Here is a 16120-nt window from a genome sequence, read left to right on the forward strand (position 1 = left end):
CTCAGATGTTGAAGCTTTCGCCGCAGCCACATTCACCGCGCACGTTGGGGTTGTTGAACTTGAAGCCTTCGTTCAACCCTTCCTTGACGAAATCGAGTTCGGTGCCGTCCAGGTAAGTCAGGCTTTTAGGGTCGATGATCACTTTCTCGCCGTGACTTTCGAACACCTGGTCTTCCTCAACCACCTCGTCGACAAACTCCAGCACGTAGGCAAGGCCGGAACAGCCCGTGGTGCGAACACCCAGACGAATCCCCTCACCTTTACCGCGCCCATTCAGGGAGCGGCGAATGTGCTGCGCAGCCGCTTCTGTCATGCTGATAGCCATCGTTGACTCCTTACTCGTCGCCAAATGCTTAGATCAAGCCTTTCTTCTGCTTGTAGTCGCGAACGGCCGCCTTGATGGCGTCTTCTGCGAGTACGGAGCAGTGAATTTTCACTGGCGGCAGGGCCAGTTCTTCGGCCAGCTGGGTGTTGCTGATGGTGACAGCCTCATCCAGGGTCTTGCCTTTCATCCACTCGGTAGCGAGGGAGCTGGAGGCAATGGCGGAACCGCAGCCGTAAGTCTTGAACTTGGCGTCTTCGATAACGCCAGCGTCGTTGACCTTGATCTGCAGGCGCATCACATCGCCGCACGCCGGAGCGCCGACCATGCCGGTGCCGACATCAGGGTCTTCCGCGTTCATCTTGCCGACGTTGCGCGGGTTTTCGTAGTGGTCGATGACCTTTTCGCTGTAAGCCATGGTACTGAATCCTCACTCATCAGGGCCGCTCTGGAACCCTGTAAAAACGCCTGCGTTTTCCGCCACGTTCTTACAGAGCTTGGGTGGCGGCTTCTATATTTAGTGTGCCGCCCACTCGATCTTGGAGATATCGACACCGTCTTTGTACATGTCCCACAGCGGCGACAGAACGCGCAGCTTGTTGACGGCTTCGCAGACTTTCTGCGCGGCGTAGTCGACTTGCTCTTCGGTGGTGAAGCGGCCGAAGGTAAAGCGGATCGAGCTGTGTGCCAATTCGTCGTTGCGGCCCAGGGCGCGCAGAACGTACGAAGGCTCAAGGGACGCCGAGGTGCAGGCCGAACCGGACGAAACCGCCAGGTCCTTGAGCGCCATGATCAGCGACTCGCCTTCGACGTAGTTGAAGCTCAAATTCAGGTTGTGCGGTACACGGGCGGTCATGCTGCCATTGATGTACAGCTCTTCAAGGTTCTCGACCTGCTTGTAGAAGCGATCGCTCAGGGCCTTGATACGGATGTTTTCGGCAGCCATGTCTTCTTTGGCTACACGGAAAGCTTCGCCCATGCCGACGATCTGGTGAGTGGCCAGGGTGCCCGAACGCATGCCGCGCTCGTGACCGCCGCCGTGCATGGTCGCTTCGATGCGCACGCGAGGCTTGCGGCTCACGTACAGCGCGCCGATGCCTTTAGGGCCGTAGGTTTTGTGGGCAGAGAACGACATCAGGTCGACTTTCAGCTTGGACAGGTCGATGTCGACCTTGCCGGTGGACTGAGCAGCGTCGACGTGCAGCAGAATGCCTTTGGAGCGCGTCAGCTCGCCAATGGCTGCGATGTCGTTGATGGTGCCGATTTCGTTGTTCACGTGGATCACGGACACCAGGATGGTGTCTTCACGCAGGGCCGCTTCGATCATGGCCGGGGTGACGATACCGTCGGTGGTTGGCTCAAGGTAGGTAACCTCGAAACCTTCACGCTCCAGTTGGCGCATGGTGTCGAGGACAGCCTTGTGCTCAATCTTGGTGGTAATCAGGTGCTTGCCTTTGGTCGCGTAGAAATGCGCCGCGCCCTTGATTGCCAGGTTGTCGGACTCGGTAGCACCGGAGGTCCAGACGATTTCCCGTGGGTCGGCGCCCACCAGGTCGGCGACTTGACGACGAGCGTTCTCAACCGCTTCCTCGGCTTTCCAGCCGAATACGTGGGAACGGGAGGCTGGGTTGCCGAAGTTTCCGTCAACCAGCAGGCACTCGCTCATCTTTTGCGCGACACGCGGATCAACCGGGGTGGTCGCTGAGTAATCAAGGTAAATCGGCAATTTCATGGACTTTCTCCTAAATCAGGCTGGCTGGCGTGCCGTTAGCTCTTCGGCTGTCACTCGACGGCGGACGCTTCAATCTTGTCCAGACGCGGCGCCTTGGTGTTGCAACGGCGCTGGTCCTGACGCTGGGCTACTTCTTGTACCTCACGGCGAGTCACAAGATCAGCCAAGCTGATACCACTCAAAAACTCATGGATCTGCAGGCTCAAGTCACACCACAAGTGGTGCGTCAGGCAAGTGTCGCCGGCGTGGCAGTCACCCAAACCCTGGCATTTGGTGGCATCGACGGATTCGTTCACCGCGTCGATCACCTGAGCTACCTGGATGCCCTGCATATCGCGGGACAATTGATAGCCGCCACCCGGCCCACGCACGCTGGAAACCAAGTTGCTGCGGCGCAATTTGGCGAACAGCTGCTCGAGATAGGACAGGGAAATGCCTTGGCGCTCGGAGATATCGGCCAGGGACACCGGCCCAGTTTGCGCGTGCAAGGCCAGGTCAAGCATGGCGGTCACCGCGTATCGGCCTTTTGTAGTCAGTCTCATGGACAAGTACCAAGGTGTTTCAGAATGGGGGCAAGTATGCGATTCCCGAGTATTTAAGTCAACTATAAGACCTAGTACTTTAGTCAGGATTACCCGTAAAAAGGGCGCGCGAATAATAGCAGGGTGGGGTGGGGACGAACAGCGGGAACCGGGCCACGACTCAATCTCAAGACCAATGGAAGCCAAATGTGGGAGCTGGCTTGCCTGCGATAGCGGTGGGTCAGCACCCCCTAAATGAGCTGGCAGACCGCTATCGCAGGCAAGCCAGCTCCCACAGAAGGTTTTATCGAGCTTAAGATTTAGCCAGCCTTGGTGGTGGCAGCTTCAACCTTGATCTCGGCGAAGTCTTCTTCGCGCAGCTCAGGCAGGTCTTTTGCGCAGTAGCTGCTGCCCAGCTCCTTCAATGCGCCGCACATACCGTCCAGCTTGCCATCCACGGCCTGCAGGTGGTCGAGCAACTGGCCAATGGCACGCGCTACCGGGTCGGGCATGTCTTCGCTGACACCGTAGGCATCAAAACCGATCTTCTCGGCCATGGCTTTGCGCTTGGCCTCCTGCTCGTCGCCGATTTCCGGCTTGACGATGATGCGCCCAGGAATGCCCACCACCGTCGCGCCAGGCGGCACGGCCTTGGTCACCACCGCATTGGAGCCCACCTTGGCACCGGCGCCGACAGTGAACGGGCCAAGCACCTTGGCGCCCGCCCCTACCACGACGCCATCGCCCAGTGTCGGGTGACGCTTGCCTTTATTCCAGGTCGTGCCACCCAGGGTCACGCCCTGATACAGCGTCACGTCATCACCGATTTCGGCGGTTTCGCCAATCACGATGCCCATGCCATGGTCGATAAAGAAACGACGACCGACCTTGGCGCCCGGGTGAATCTCGATTCCGGTCAACCAGCGTCCAAAGTTCGACACCAGCCGCGCCAGCCATTTCCAGCCCATGCTCCACAGGACTCCGGACAGGCGGTGAATCCAGATCGCGTGCATGCCCGGGTAGCAGGTCAGCACTTCAAAGGCGTTGCGCGCCGCCGGGTCACGGTGGAAAACACTCTGGATATCTTCTCGCAAACGCTCGAACATTTTTAATCCTTCCGCTTAAGAAGCTCACCACGGGCCGCTTTCTGGGTTTCCGTGAGGATGCCACGCAATATGTTCATTTCTGCCCGGCTGACCGAGCTACGACCGTACAAGCGACGCAGGCGTGCCATCAAGTGCCGTGGCTTTTCCGGGTCGAGGAATTCGATGGCTACCAGGGTTTGCTCCAGGTGCTCATAGAATCGCTCCAGCTCGTCCATGGTGGCCAGCTCGCCACTTTTGGTCGAGGCCACTTCATCCTTCTCGACCTTGCTCGGCTGGCCTTCAGCAGCCAGCCAGGCCATGCGCACTTCGTAACTCAACACCTGCACCGCTGCCCCGAGGTTCAGCGAGCTGAACTCAGGGTCTGATGGAATGTGCACGTGGTAATGACATCGCTGCAGCTCTTCGTTGGTAAGGCCGGAATCTTCACGACCAAATACCAAGGCGATTTCTGCACCACCCGCAGCCTCCTCCACCACTTTGGTGCCGCACTCACGCGGATCCAGCAATGGCCAGGGGATTCGACGGTCGCGGGCGCTGGTGCCGAGCACCAGGTTGCAGCCGACCAAGGCGTCTTCCAAGGTGGCGACGACCTGGGCTTTTTCAAGGATGTCATTGGCGCCGGATGCGCGGGCATCGGCCTCGTGGTGCGGGAACACACGCGGCTCGACCAGCACCAGGCGCGTCAGCCCCATGTTTTTCATGGCTCGCGCCACCCCGCCGATGTTGCCGGGATGACTGGTATTGACGAGGACGACACGGATGTTTTGCAGCAAGGGAGGCGCTCTCGGACACAGGAAAGGGGAGCAAATCTTACAGAACAGCCTAAGGTTATGCCATGAAAGCTAACGTCGTCCTTCACCTGAAGAAAGTTTCTGCTAGAATGCCCGGCTTTCTTTAACAACCTTAGGTGACACATCCATGCAGCCCATGCTGAATATCGCGCTGCGCGCCGCCCGCAGCGCCAGTGAATTGATCTTCCGCTCCATCGAGCGCCTGGATACCATCAAGGTCGACGAAAAAGACGCCAAGGATTATGTATCCGAGGTGGATCGCGCCGCTGAGCAAAAAATCATCGACGCGCTGCGCAAGGCCTACCCTACCCACGGCATCCTCGGTGAAGAAACCGGCTTGCACAAAGGCAGCGGCGAAGGCGAAGACTACCTGTGGATCATCGACCCACTGGACGGCACCACCAACTTCCTGCGCGGCATCCCACACTTTGCAGTCAGCATCGCCTGCAAATACCGTGGCCGCCTGGAACACGCCGTCGTACTCGACCCGGTTCGCCAGGAAGAATTCACCGCCAGCCGTGGCCGTGGCGCCCAGCTGAACGGTCGTCGCCTGCGTGTCAGTGGCCGTACCAGCCTGGACGGCGCCCTGCTGGGCACTGGCTTCCCGTTCCGTGACGACCAGATGGACAACCTGGAAAATTACCTGGGCATGTTCCGCGCCCTGGTTGGCCAGACCGCCGGCATCCGCCGCGCCGGTGCTGCCAGCCTGGACCTGGCGTATGTTGCCGCCGGTCGTTTTGATGCGTTCTGGGAGTCGGGCCTGTCCGAATGGGACATGGCTGCAGGCGCCCTGCTGATCCAGGAAGCTGGCGGCCTGGTGAGCGACTTCACCGGCGGTCACGATTTCCTGGAGAAAGGCCACGTAGTTGCCGGCAACACCAAATGCTTCAAGGCAGTACTGACGGCGATCCAGCCGCACCTGCCGGCTTCGCTGAAGCGTTAAGCGAGCGAGCACAAAAAAGCACCCCTAGGGGTGCTTTTTTTATGCCTGGGATTTGGTATCCCAGCAGCCAACACAATCCAATGTGGGAGCTGGCTTGATGTCAGCCTTACTGCTGGTTTTGGCCCAGGATCAGACGACCTTCCTTATCCACTGGAATCTGGCCGCCCGGATCACGGTCCATACGCACGGAACCTTCTTTGCCATCCAGGTTGTAGCGCACGTCATAACCCACAACCTTGTCACTGATATCGTTGACCGTGCTGCAACGCTGCTGCGTGGTGGTATAGGTATCGCGGTTCTGCATACCTTCCTGCACCTTGTTACCGGCGTAACCGCCACCAACCGCACCGGCTACAGTAGCCAGCTTCTTGCCATTACCGCCACCGACCTGGTTGCCCAACAGACCACCGGCCAGCGCACCGACCACGGTGCCGACGATTTGATGTTGATCCTGCACCGGCTTCTGCCGGGTCACTGTGACGTCCTTGCAGACCTCACGAGGGGTTTTGATCTGGGTTTTCACCGGCTGCACTGCCAGCACTTGCGCATACTCAGGGCCGCTTTTTACCAGGCTGTAGGTGGCAACAGCACCCCCGGCAGTCACACCGACAGCACCCAATACCGCACCAACCAGTAACGACTTGTTCACGTGAACCTCCTGACCATCACAAGCGGACCGAAACGTCCGCGCTATACCCAGTCTTGGAGCAAAAAAAAAGGCACGAGTTCAATACTCGTGCCTTATTTGTAACAGCGTATCAACGATCGCCCATCAAGGACGGTCGTCGACCTCCTTGCCGGTAGCGGCAGGCGGGATCAAGTCTTCGCTGTTGAGGTTCAGCCAGATCAGCACCACGTTGGCGATGTAGATCGACGAGTAGGTACCCGCCAGAACGCCGATGAACAGCGCCAGGGAGAAGCCCCACAGGTTATCGCCACCGAAGATCATCAGCGCAGCAATCGCCAGCAAGGTGGAGATCGACGTCGCCATGGTCCGCAGCAGGGTCTGGGTGGTGGAAATGTTGATGTTCTCGATCAGCGTGGCCTTGCGCAGTACGCGGAAGTTCTCACGAACCCGGTCGAATACCACGATGGTGTCGTTGAGCGAGTAACCAATGATCGCCAACACCGCCGCCAACACCGTCAGGTCGAAGGTGATCTGGAAGTACGCCAGGATACCCACGGTGACGATAACGTCGTGGATCAGCGACACAATCGCGCCGACGCCGAACTTCCACTGAAAGCGGAACGCCAGGTAGACCATGATGCCGGCCAACGCCATCAGCATGCCGAGGCCGCCCTGATCGCGCAGCTCTTCACCCACCTGCGGGCCTACGAACTCGACACGCTTGACCGACGCCGGGTTGTCACCGCCGACCTTCTGCAAGGCTTCGGCTACCTGATGACCCAACTGCGGGTCTTCGCCCGGCATACGCACCAGCAGGTCGGTGGTAGCACCAAAGCTCTGCACGATGGCTTCGTGATAGCCGGCCTTGACCAGCTCGCTGCGCACCAGGGTAACGTCGGCCGGCTTCTCGTAGGTCAGCTCGATGAGCGTACCGCCGGTGAAGTCCAGACCGTAGTTCAGGCCCTTATGGAACCAGCTGAACAACGCCAGAACGGTAAGGAGCACTGTGGCGCCGAACGCAATGTTGCGAACGCCCATGAAGTTGATTGTACGTAACATGGCAGCCCCTTAAATCCACAACTTCTTGAAGTCACGTCCGCCAAAGATCAGGTTGACCATTGCGCGGGTCACCATGATGGCCGTGAACATCGAGGTAAAGATACCGAGGGACATGGTCACCGCAAAACCTTTGACCGGGCCGGTGCCCATGGCAAAGAGAATCCCGCCGACCAGCAGAGTGGTCAGGTTGGAGTCGAGAATCGCGGTAAATGCCCGGCCGAAGCCTTCGTTGATTGCACGCTGTACGGTCATGCCCGCCGCGATCTCTTCACGAATCCGCGAGAAGATCAGTACGTTGGCGTCTACCGCCATACCCATGGTGAGGACGATACCGGCGATACCTGGCAGGGTCAGCGTTGCGCCCAGCAGCGACATCAGTGCCAGCAGCATCACCATGTTGCCCGCCAGGGCCACGGTGGCGATGATACCGAAGAAGCGGTAGATGGCGATGATGAACAGGGATACGAACAGCATGCCCCACAAGGCTGCGTCGACACCCTTGGTGATGTTGTCGGCACCCAGGCTCGGGCCGATGGTGCGTTCTTCAGCGAAGTACATCGGCGCCGCCAGGCCACCCGCACGCAGCAGCAGTGCCAGCTCGGACGACTCGCCCTGGCCATTCAGACCAGTGATGCGGAATTGAGCACCCAGCGGCGACTGGATGGTCGCCAGGCTGATGATCTTCTTCTCTTCCTTGAAGGTCTGCACCGGCACGTCTTTCTCGACACCGTCGACCATTTGTTTGGTGTAGGTGGTGACCGGGCGTTGCTCGATGAAGATCACCGCCATGCTGCGACCGACGTTGCTGCGCGTGGCGCGGCTCATCAGGTCACCGCCATGGCCATCCAGACGGATGTTCACTTCCGGAGTACCGTGCTGCGAATCGAAACCCGCCTTGGCGTCAGTCACCTGATCACCGGTGATGATCAAGCCACGCTCGATCAGCGCTGGAGGACGGTTGCCTTCGCGGAATTCGAATTCTTCGGCAGTCGCGCGAGTCGCACCCGGCTCAGCCGCCAGACGGAACTCCAGGTTGGCGGTTTTACCCAGGATACGCTTGGCTTCAGCGGTATCTTGTACGCCTGGCAGTTCAACCACAATGCGGTTGGCACCTTGACGCTGCACGATCGGCTCAGCCACACCCAGCTCGTTGACGCGGTTACGGACCGTGGTCAAGTTCTGCTTGATGGAGTATTCGCGGATTTCCGCGATCTTGGCCGGGCTCATCGCCAGACGCAGTACAGCCTGACCATTCAGGTCAGCCGGCACAATGTCGAAATCATTGAAGTTCTTGCGCACCAGGGCACGGGCCTGTTCGCGGGTCGCTTCATCAGAGAAGCCCAGCTGGATGGCACCGTTGAGCTGCGGCAGGCTGCGATAACGCACCTTCTCTTTGCGCAGCAGGCTCTTCACGTCGCCTTCGTAGACTTTCAGGCGTGCGTCGAGGGCTTTGTCCATGTCGACTTCCAGCAGGAAGTGCACACCACCGGACAAGTCCAGACCCAGCTTCATCGGGTGCGCGCCAATGCTGCGCAGCCATTTCGGCGTGGTCTGTGCCAGGTTGAGCGCGACTACGTAGTCGTCACCCATGGCCTTGCGCACGACGTCTTTGGCCGGCAATTGGTCTTCGGCCTTGGTCAGGCGCAACAAACCGCCTTTCGCATCAGACGCCAGGGTTGCCGCTTTTACCTGGATACCGGCGTCAGTGAGCGCTTTGCTCGCACGGTCCAAGTCAGCCTGATTGACCTGCAGCGTAGTGCTGGCGCCAGTGATCTGGATCGCAGGGTCATCAGGATAAAGATTGGGAGCGGAATAAATAAAACCGATCGCCAGCACCGCCAGGATCAGTACGTATTTCCACAGAGGGTATTTGTTCAGCATCACGCCGCCCGCTTATAACGCGGGGCGCCTTGCGCGCCCCGTCGATTGGTAAAGGTTGTTACTTAGATCGCTTTGAGCGTGCCTTTTGGCAGCGTGGCGGCGATGGCGCCCTTCTGGAACTTCATTTCTACGGTGTCGGAGACTTCCAGAACCACGAAAGCATCGGAAACCTTGGTGATCTTGCCGGCGATACCGCCAGTGGTCACCACTTCGTCGCCTTTCTGCAGGCTGCCCAGCAGGTTTTTCTGCTCTTTGGCGCGCTTGGCCTGTGGACGCCAGATCATCAGGTAGAAGATGACCAGGAAGCCGACCAGGAAAATCCACTCGAAACCACCGCCCATAGGGCCGGCAGCGGCAGGCGCAGCGGCGTCAGCCATGGCATTAGAGATAAAAAAGCTCATTTAGCACTCCAGTTGCAAATAGTGAATCTTAGGGTCGGAAAACTCAGTCCAAGGGCGGCACAGGGAGCCCGCGCTTGGCATAGAAGGCATCGACGAAGGCGGCCAATGTACCCTGTTGAATAGCCTCGCGCAAACCAGCCATCAGGACTTGGTAGTGACGCAAATTGTGGATGGTATTCAACATGCTACCCAGCATTTCCCCGCACTTGTCCAGATGGTGCAGATAAGCACGCGAGAAGTTCTGGCAGGTGTAGCAGTCGCAGGTGGGATCGAGCGGCGAATCATCATGGCGATGGAACGCGTTACGGATCTTCAGCACGCCTGTATCGATGAACAGATGCCCATTGCGGGCATTACGGGTTGGCATCACGCAATCGAACATGTCCACACCGCGGCGCACACCCTCTACGAGATCTTCCGGTTTGCCAACGCCCATAAGGTAACGAGGTTTGTCAGCGGGCATCAGGCCCGGCAGGTAATCCAGCACCTTGATCATCTCGTGCTTGGGCTCACCCACCGACAAACCGCCGATGGCCAGGCCGTCAAAGCCGATTTTGTCGAGGCCTTCCAGCGAGCGCTTGCGCAGGCTTTCGTGCATGCCACCCTGGACGATACCGAACAGCGCAGCGGTGTTATCGCCGTGGGCGTTTTTCGAGCGCTGAGCCCAACGCAACGACAACTCCATGGAGATGCGTGCCACGTCTTCATCCGCTGGATAAGGCGTGCACTCGTCAAAAATCATCACGATGTCGGAGCCAAGATCGCGCTGCACCTGCATCGACTCTTCAGGGCCCATGAACACTTTGGAACCGTCCACCGGCGAGGCGAACGTCACGCCCTCTTCCTTGATCTTGCGCATGGCGCCCAGGCTGAATACCTGGAAACCACCGGAGTCGGTGAGGATCGGGCCTTGCCACTTCATGAAGTCATGCAGGTCGCCATGCTTCTTGATCACTTCCGTGCCCGGGCGCAGCCACAGGTGGAAGGTGTTGCCCAGAATGATCTCGGCGCCAGTGGCGACGATGTCACGCGGCAGCATGCCTTTTACCGTGCCGTAAGTGCCCACCGGCATGAAGGCCGGGGTTTCGACGGTGCCACGCGGGAACGTGAGGCGACCACGACGAGCCTTGCCATCCGTGGCCAACAATTCAAACGACATACGACTCATAGTTGCTCCTCATGGCCCGCTTCTTTAGGAGCAGTCGGCGCAGGGTTACGGGTGATAAACATCGCATCACCGTAGCTGAAAAAACGGTATCCATTATCGATGGCGGCTTTATACGCCGCCATTGTTTCGGGATAACCCGCGAAGGCCGACACCAGCATCAACAGCGTGGATTCCGGCAAATGAAAATTGGTCACCAGGCAATCGACCACATGGAACGGCCGGCCCGGAAAAATAAAGATATCGGTATCGCCACTGAACGGCTTGAGCACACCATCGCGCGCGGCACTCTCCAACGAGCGCACGCTGGTGGTGCCCACCGCCACAACACGACCGCCACGCGCCTTGCACGCAGCCACCGCATCCACGACTTCCTGGCTGACTTCCAGCCATTCACTGTGCATATGGTGGTCTTCGATGTTATCCACACGCACCGGCTGAAACGTGCCGGCCCCCACGTGCAGGGTCACATAAGCGCTTTCGACACCCTTGGCGGCAATGGCATCCAGCAGCGGCTGGTCGAAGTGCAGGCCGGCCGTTGGCGCGGCCACGGCGCCGAGGCGCTGGGAGTACACCGTCTGGTAGCGCTCGCGGTCCGAGTCTTCGTCGGGGCGGTCGATATAAGGAGGCAGCGGCATATGGCCGACACGCTCCAAGAGCGGCAACACTTCTTCGGCAAACTTGAGCTCGAACAACGCATCATGGCGCGCAACCATCTCGGCTTCGCCACCGCCATCGATGAGGATGCTCGAGCCGGGTTTTGGCGACTTGCTGGAGCGCACATGGGCCAGCACGCGATGGCTGTCCAGCACCCGCTCCACCAGAATTTCCAGCTTGCCGCCGGACGCTTTCTGGCCAAACAGCCGTGCCGGAATCACCCGGGTATTGTTAAACACCATCAAATCGCCTGGGCGTAAATGCTCAAGCAAATCAGTGAATTGACGGTGTGCAAGGGCACCGCTCACCCCGTCCAGGGTCAGCAGTCGACTGGCGCGACGCTCGGCCAAAGGGTGGCGAGCGATCAGCGAATCAGGGAGCTCAAAAGTAAAGTCAGCAACGCGCATGATGGGGTTCGTCTAGCAGGGCCGGGAAGTCTAGCGGAAATAGTGAAAATAGACCATGAAACGTGATTGACCAACGGTAATCTCATCTCTATACTTCGCCGCCATTGAGCCCTGATGGCGGAATTGGTAGACGCGGCGGATTCAAAATCCGTTTTCGAAAGGAGTGGGAGTTCGAGTCTCCCTCGGGGCACCATATAGCAGTATCTGAAAGTCTCTACCGGGCTTTCAGCAGCAGAGAAACCGGCCACTTGAGCCGGTTTTTTTGTGCCTGGCTATCTACCTTTGTATCCCCTTATTCGTTGTATTCCTGTGGCGCGAATACAATCCAGCGCCTGGCACTTCATACCGTCATGCTTGCCTCCTCCCCCTGAGCGCCTTGCACATTCGCGTGAAGCGAGCTGCCGGAATTCGCACCTGCCGGGTGAGTTTATTCGCGAAGCGCTCAGGCAAGCCGAACAAGCCCTGCCCGACGGCAACGTTGATGTGCGCGTGATTGGCTTTACAGGTTGATGGAGGACGCAGGATAAGCACCAGGCGAGCCATAAGGCGCGTTGCAGACACTCTGCACACCATGAACCCTTCAACGTGATAGACGCCCATAGGCAGCCTCTGAGCCGATATGGGGCGATCGCGTCCAGCAAGCCGAGGCGTAGTGGTTATACGAACTCTTTTCTTTATGATGGCTAACCAGCCATGCCTAGGGTGCTTGTTATGCCAGCCTCCACCGAACATAACTGCGCTGTCGTTTTATGCGCAGCTTCCAATAACGACCTGGAAGATCTGGTATCCATCAGAATTGAGGCCATGCGCGAAAGCCTTGAACGGCTTGGGCGATTTAACCCCGATCGTGCGCGCGAACGATTTCTTGGCGGGTTTGACGCCAGCAGCACACGGCGCATAGAAGTAGCAGGCGACCTGGTCGGTTTCGTCGTTATCAAAGACCATCAGGACGAACTTCTGCTTGACCACTTGTATGTGATCCCCAGCGCTCAAGGAGCAGGAATCGGCTCCGAGGTTCTTACTCGGATTTTCAGAGAGGCTGACGAGATCGGGCGCCCGATCAGAGTTGGCGCCTTGAAGGAAAGCGCTTCAAATCGTTTTTACACTCGCCACGGTTTTGTGCTCGTCGAAAGCGGTGAATTCGATAATTACTATGTCCGGATTAACCGCAACGCTGTTGATTTGGAGCAACCAGACGGTTCTTGATACGGCGCCCCGTCAGAGGCTGCACGCGAAGTGAGTTGTTGTTTTCGACCGCCCAAAACAAAACCCCTGATTGCGTTAGCAATCAGGGGTTTCGGAATTTAATCTTGACGATGACCTACTCTCACATGGGGAAACCCCACACTACCATCGGCGATGCATCGTTTCACTACTGAGTTCGGGATGGGATCAGGTGGTTCCAATGCTCTATGGTCGTCAAGAAATTCGGGTACTGAGTCGTAGCCAGATGGCTTCGCTTCAGCAAATTGGGTATGTGATAGCTTTCGGTGTTTTATGAGCGTCGAACTTTCGGTTCATCTCGTCTTCACACACCGCAATCTGATGCTCCTTCGAGAAACAAATTGCTTGGGTGTTATATGGTCAAGCCTCACGGGCAATTAGTATTGGTTAGCTCAACGCCTCACAGCGCTTACACACCCAACCTATCAACGTCGTAGTCTTCGACGGCCCTTCAGGGGACTCAAGGTCCCAGTGAGATCTCATCTTGAGGCTAGTTTCCCGCTTAGATGCTTTCAGCGGTTATCTATTCCGAACATAGCTACCCGGCAATGCCACTGGCGTGACAACCGGAACACCAGAGGTTCGTCCACTCCGGTCCTCTCGTACTAGGAGCAGCCCCTCTCAAATCTCAAACGTCCACGGCAGATAGGGACCGAACTGTCTCACGACGTTCTAAACCCAGCTCGCGTACCACTTTAAATGGCGAACAGCCATACCCTTGGGACCGGCTTCAGCCCCAGGATGTGATGAGCCGACATCGAGGTGCCAAACACCGCCGTCGATATGAACTCTTGGGCGGTATCAGCCTGTTATCCCCGGAGTACCTTTTATCCGTTGAGCGATGGCCCTTCCATACAGAACCACCGGATCACTAAGACCTACTTTCGTACCTGCTCGACGTGTCTGTCTCGCAGTCAAGCGCGCTTTTGCCTTTATACTCTACGACCGATTTCCGACCGGTCTGAGCGCACCTTCGTACTCCTCCGTTACTCTTTAGGAGGAGACCGCCCCAGTCAAACTACCCACCATACACTGTCCTCGATCCGGATAACGGACCTGAGTTAGAACCTCAAAGTTGCCAGGGTGGTATTTCAAGGTTGGCTCCACGCAGACTGGCGTCCACGCTTCAAAGCCTCCCACCTATCCTACACAAGCAAATTCAAAGTCCAGTGCAAAGCTATAGTAAAGGTTCACGGGGTCTTTCCGTCTAGCCGCGGATACACTGCATCTTCACAGCGATTTCAATTTCACTGAGTCTCGGGTGGAGACAGCGCCGCCATCGTTACGCCATTCGTGCAGGTCGGAACTTACCCGACAAGGAATTTCGCTACCTTAGGACCGTTATAGTTACGGCCGCCGTTTACCGGGGCTTCGATCAAGAGCTTCGCGTTAGCTAACCCCATCAATTAACCTTCCGGCACCGGGCAGGCGTCACACCCTATACGTCCACTTTCGTGTTTGCAGAGTGCTGTGTTTTTAATAAACAGTCGCAGCGGCCTGGTATCTTCGACCGGCATGAGCTTACGGAGCAAGTCCTTCACCCTCACCGGCGCACCTTCTCCCGAAGTTACGGTGCCATTTTGCCTAGTTCCTTCACCCGAGTTCTCTCAAGCGCCTTGGTATTCTCTACCCAACCACCTGTGTCGGTTTGGGGTACGGTTCCTGGTTACCTGAAGCTTAGAAGCTTTTCTTGGAAGCATGGCATCAACCACTTCGTTAACTAAAAGTTAACTCGTCATCAGCTCTCGGCCTTAGATCCCGGATTTACCTAAGATCCAGCCTACCACCTTAAACTTGGACAACCAACGCCAAGCTGGCCTAGCCTTCTCCGTCCCTCCATCGCAATAACCAGAAGTACAGGAATATTAACCTGTTTTCCATCGACTACGCTTTTCAGCCTCGCCTTAGGGACCGACTAACCCTGCGTCGATTAACGTTGCGCAGGAAACCTTGGTCTTTCGGCGTGGGTGTTTTTCACACCCATTGTCGTTACTCATGTCAGCATTCGCACTTCTGATACCTCCAGCAAGCTTCTCAACTCACCTTCACAGGCTTACAGAACGCTCCTCTACCGCATCACTTACGTGATACCCGTAGCTTCGGTGTATGGTTTGAGCCCCGTTACATCTTCCGCGCAGGCCGACTCGACTAGTGAGCTATTACGCTTTCTTTAAAGGGTGGCTGCTTCTAAGCCAACCTCCTAGCTGTCTAAGCCTTCCCACATCGTTTCCCACTTAACCATAACTTTGGGACCTTAGCTGACGGTCTGGGTTGTTTCCCTTTTCACGACGGACGTTAGCACCCGCCGTGTGTCTCCCATGCTCGGCACTTGTAGGTATTCGGAGTTTGCATCGGTTTGGTAAGTCGGGATGACCCCCTAGCCGAAACAGTGCTCTACCCCCTACAGTGATACATGAGGCGCTACCTAAATAGCTTTCGAGGAGAACCAGCTATCTCCGAGCTTGATTAGCCTTTCACTCCGATCCACAGGTCATCCGCTAACTTTTCAACGGTAGTCGGTTCGGTCCTCCAGTTAGTGTTACCCAACCTTCAACCTGCCCATGGATAGATCGCCCGGTTTCGGGTCTATTCCCAGCGACTAGACGCCCTATTAAGACTCGCTTTCGCTACGCCTCCCCTATTCGGTTAAGCTCGCCACTGAAAATAAGTCGCTGACCCATTATACAAAAGGTACGCAGTCACAGAACAAAGTCTGCTCCCACTGCTTGTACGCATACGGTTTCAGGATCTATTTCACTCCCCTCTCCGGGGTTCTTTTCGCCTTTCCCTCACGGTACTAGTTCACTATCGGTCAGTCAGTAGTATTTAGCCTTGGAGGATGGTCCCCCCATATTCAGACAAAGTTTCTCGTGCTCCGTCCTACTCGATTTCATGACTAAGAGATTTTCGCGTACAGGGCTATCACCCACTATGGCCGCACTTTCCAGAGCGTTCCGCTAATCTCAAAGCCACTTAAGGGCTAGTCCCCGTTCGCTCGCCACTACTAAGGGAATCTCGGTTGATTTCTTTTCCTCAGGGTACTTAGATGTTTCAGTTCCCCTGGTTCGCCTCTTACGCCTATGTATTCAGCGTAAGATAACCATCTTATGATGGCTGGGTTCCCCCATTCAGACATCTCCGGATCAAAGTCTGTTTGCCGACTCCCCGAAGCTTTTCGCAGGCTACCACGTCTTTCATCGCCTCTGACTGCCAAGGCATCCACCGTATGCGCTTCTTCACTTGACCATATAACCCCAAGCAATCTGGTTATACTGTGAAGACA

At 57.1% G+C, this 16120-nt stretch carries 14 protein-coding genes, 1 tRNA gene and 2 rRNA genes; 3 read left to right on the plus strand and 14 right to left on the minus strand.

Annotation, left to right across the window (positions count from 1 at the left end):
* Position 1: 1 nt before the first annotated feature.
* The 6 genes from iscA to trmJ form a co-directional block, all read right to left on the minus strand.
* Positions 2 to 325 carry an iron-sulfur cluster assembly protein IscA gene (gene iscA / locus PSH96_RS23700; RefSeq protein WP_003209680.1) on the minus strand — a complete coding sequence of 108 codons (324 nt, stop codon included), beginning with the start codon at positions 323 to 325 and terminating at the stop codon, positions 2 to 4.
* 28 nt (positions 326 to 353) lie between these two features.
* Complete coding sequence (iscU, locus tag PSH96_RS23705; RefSeq protein ID WP_003175965.1) at positions 354 to 740, minus strand: Fe-S cluster assembly scaffold IscU; 387 nt, start codon at positions 738 to 740, stop codon at positions 354 to 356.
* 99 nt (positions 741 to 839) lie between these two features.
* Positions 840 to 2054 (minus strand): IscS subfamily cysteine desulfurase, encoded by a 1215-nt coding sequence (locus PSH96_RS23710; RefSeq protein WP_017135944.1) that lies wholly within the window; start codon positions 2052 to 2054, stop codon positions 840 to 842.
* A gap of 50 nt (positions 2055 to 2104) precedes the next feature.
* A complete protein-coding gene (gene iscR / locus PSH96_RS23715) occupies positions 2105 to 2596 on the minus strand; it encodes a Fe-S cluster assembly transcriptional regulator IscR (protein WP_003194020.1) in 492 nt (163 codons plus the stop codon).
* A 299-nt stretch (positions 2597 to 2895) separates the two neighbouring features.
* Positions 2896 to 3681: a serine O-acetyltransferase gene (gene cysE / locus PSH96_RS23720; RefSeq protein ID WP_305455475.1), complete on the minus strand. Its 786-nt coding sequence runs from the start codon at positions 3679 to 3681 to the stop codon at positions 2896 to 2898.
* A 2-nt stretch (positions 3682 to 3683) separates the two neighbouring features.
* The gene (gene trmJ, locus PSH96_RS23725; protein WP_003210307.1) at positions 3684 to 4454 is read right to left on the minus strand and encodes a tRNA (cytosine(32)/uridine(32)-2'-O)-methyltransferase TrmJ; all 771 of its coding nucleotides are present in this window, start codon (positions 4452 to 4454) and stop codon (positions 3684 to 3686) included.
* 145 nt (positions 4455 to 4599) lie between these two features.
* Here trmJ and suhB point away from each other — a divergent pair, with 145 nt between their 5' ends.
* Positions 4600 to 5415: an inositol-phosphate phosphatase gene (gene suhB / locus PSH96_RS23730; protein ID WP_003175971.1), complete on the plus strand. Its 816-nt coding sequence runs from the start codon at positions 4600 to 4602 to the stop codon at positions 5413 to 5415.
* Positions 5416 to 5521: 106 nt separating this feature from the next.
* Here suhB and PSH96_RS23735 read toward each other — a convergent pair whose 3' ends face one another.
* The 6 genes from PSH96_RS23735 to queA form a co-directional block, all read right to left on the minus strand.
* The gene (locus PSH96_RS23735) at positions 5522 to 6064 is read right to left on the minus strand and encodes a glycine zipper 2TM domain-containing protein (RefSeq protein WP_017135941.1); all 543 of its coding nucleotides are present in this window, start codon (positions 6062 to 6064) and stop codon (positions 5522 to 5524) included.
* A gap of 123 nt (positions 6065 to 6187) precedes the next feature.
* The gene (gene secF / locus PSH96_RS23740) at positions 6188 to 7102 is read right to left on the minus strand and encodes a protein translocase subunit SecF (protein WP_056858739.1); all 915 of its coding nucleotides are present in this window, start codon (positions 7100 to 7102) and stop codon (positions 6188 to 6190) included.
* Between the two features lie 9 nt (positions 7103 to 7111).
* Positions 7112 to 8983 carry a protein translocase subunit SecD gene (gene secD / locus PSH96_RS23745; RefSeq protein ID WP_305455479.1) on the minus strand — a complete coding sequence of 624 codons (1872 nt, stop codon included), beginning with the start codon at positions 8981 to 8983 and terminating at the stop codon, positions 7112 to 7114.
* Between the two features lie 62 nt (positions 8984 to 9045).
* The gene (yajC, locus tag PSH96_RS23750; RefSeq protein WP_003175975.1) at positions 9046 to 9384 is read right to left on the minus strand and encodes a preprotein translocase subunit YajC; all 339 of its coding nucleotides are present in this window, start codon (positions 9382 to 9384) and stop codon (positions 9046 to 9048) included.
* A gap of 43 nt (positions 9385 to 9427) precedes the next feature.
* A complete protein-coding gene (gene tgt, locus PSH96_RS23755) occupies positions 9428 to 10543 on the minus strand; it encodes a tRNA guanosine(34) transglycosylase Tgt (RefSeq protein ID WP_003175976.1) in 1116 nt (371 codons plus the stop codon).
* 5 nt (positions 10544 to 10548) lie between these two features.
* On the minus strand, positions 10549 to 11613 hold the full coding sequence (gene queA / locus PSH96_RS23760; RefSeq protein WP_176992607.1) for a tRNA preQ1(34) S-adenosylmethionine ribosyltransferase-isomerase QueA: 1065 nt from the start codon (positions 11611 to 11613) through the stop codon (positions 10549 to 10551).
* 108 nt (positions 11614 to 11721) lie between these two features.
* On the opposite strand from queA, the gene PSH96_RS23765 reads away from it, so the two are divergent.
* Positions 11722 to 11806, plus strand: a tRNA-Leu gene (locus tag PSH96_RS23765).
* A gap of 518 nt (positions 11807 to 12324) precedes the next feature.
* Entirely contained in the window at positions 12325 to 12819 is a 495-nt protein-coding gene (locus PSH96_RS23770) for a GNAT family N-acetyltransferase (protein ID WP_305455483.1), read from the plus strand.
* Between the two features lie 102 nt (positions 12820 to 12921).
* Here PSH96_RS23770 and rrf read toward each other — a convergent pair.
* Positions 12922 to 13037: ribosomal RNA gene (gene rrf / locus PSH96_RS23775) — 5S ribosomal RNA — on the minus strand.
* Positions 13038 to 13193: 156 nt separating this feature from the next.
* Positions 13194 to 16083, minus strand: a 23S ribosomal RNA gene (locus PSH96_RS23780).
* Positions 16084 to 16120: the final 37 nt, after the last annotated feature.

The sequence above is a fragment of the Pseudomonas sp. FP2338 genome, assembly GCF_030687515.1.
Classification (GTDB): domain Bacteria; phylum Pseudomonadota; class Gammaproteobacteria; order Pseudomonadales; family Pseudomonadaceae; genus Aquipseudomonas; species Aquipseudomonas salomonii.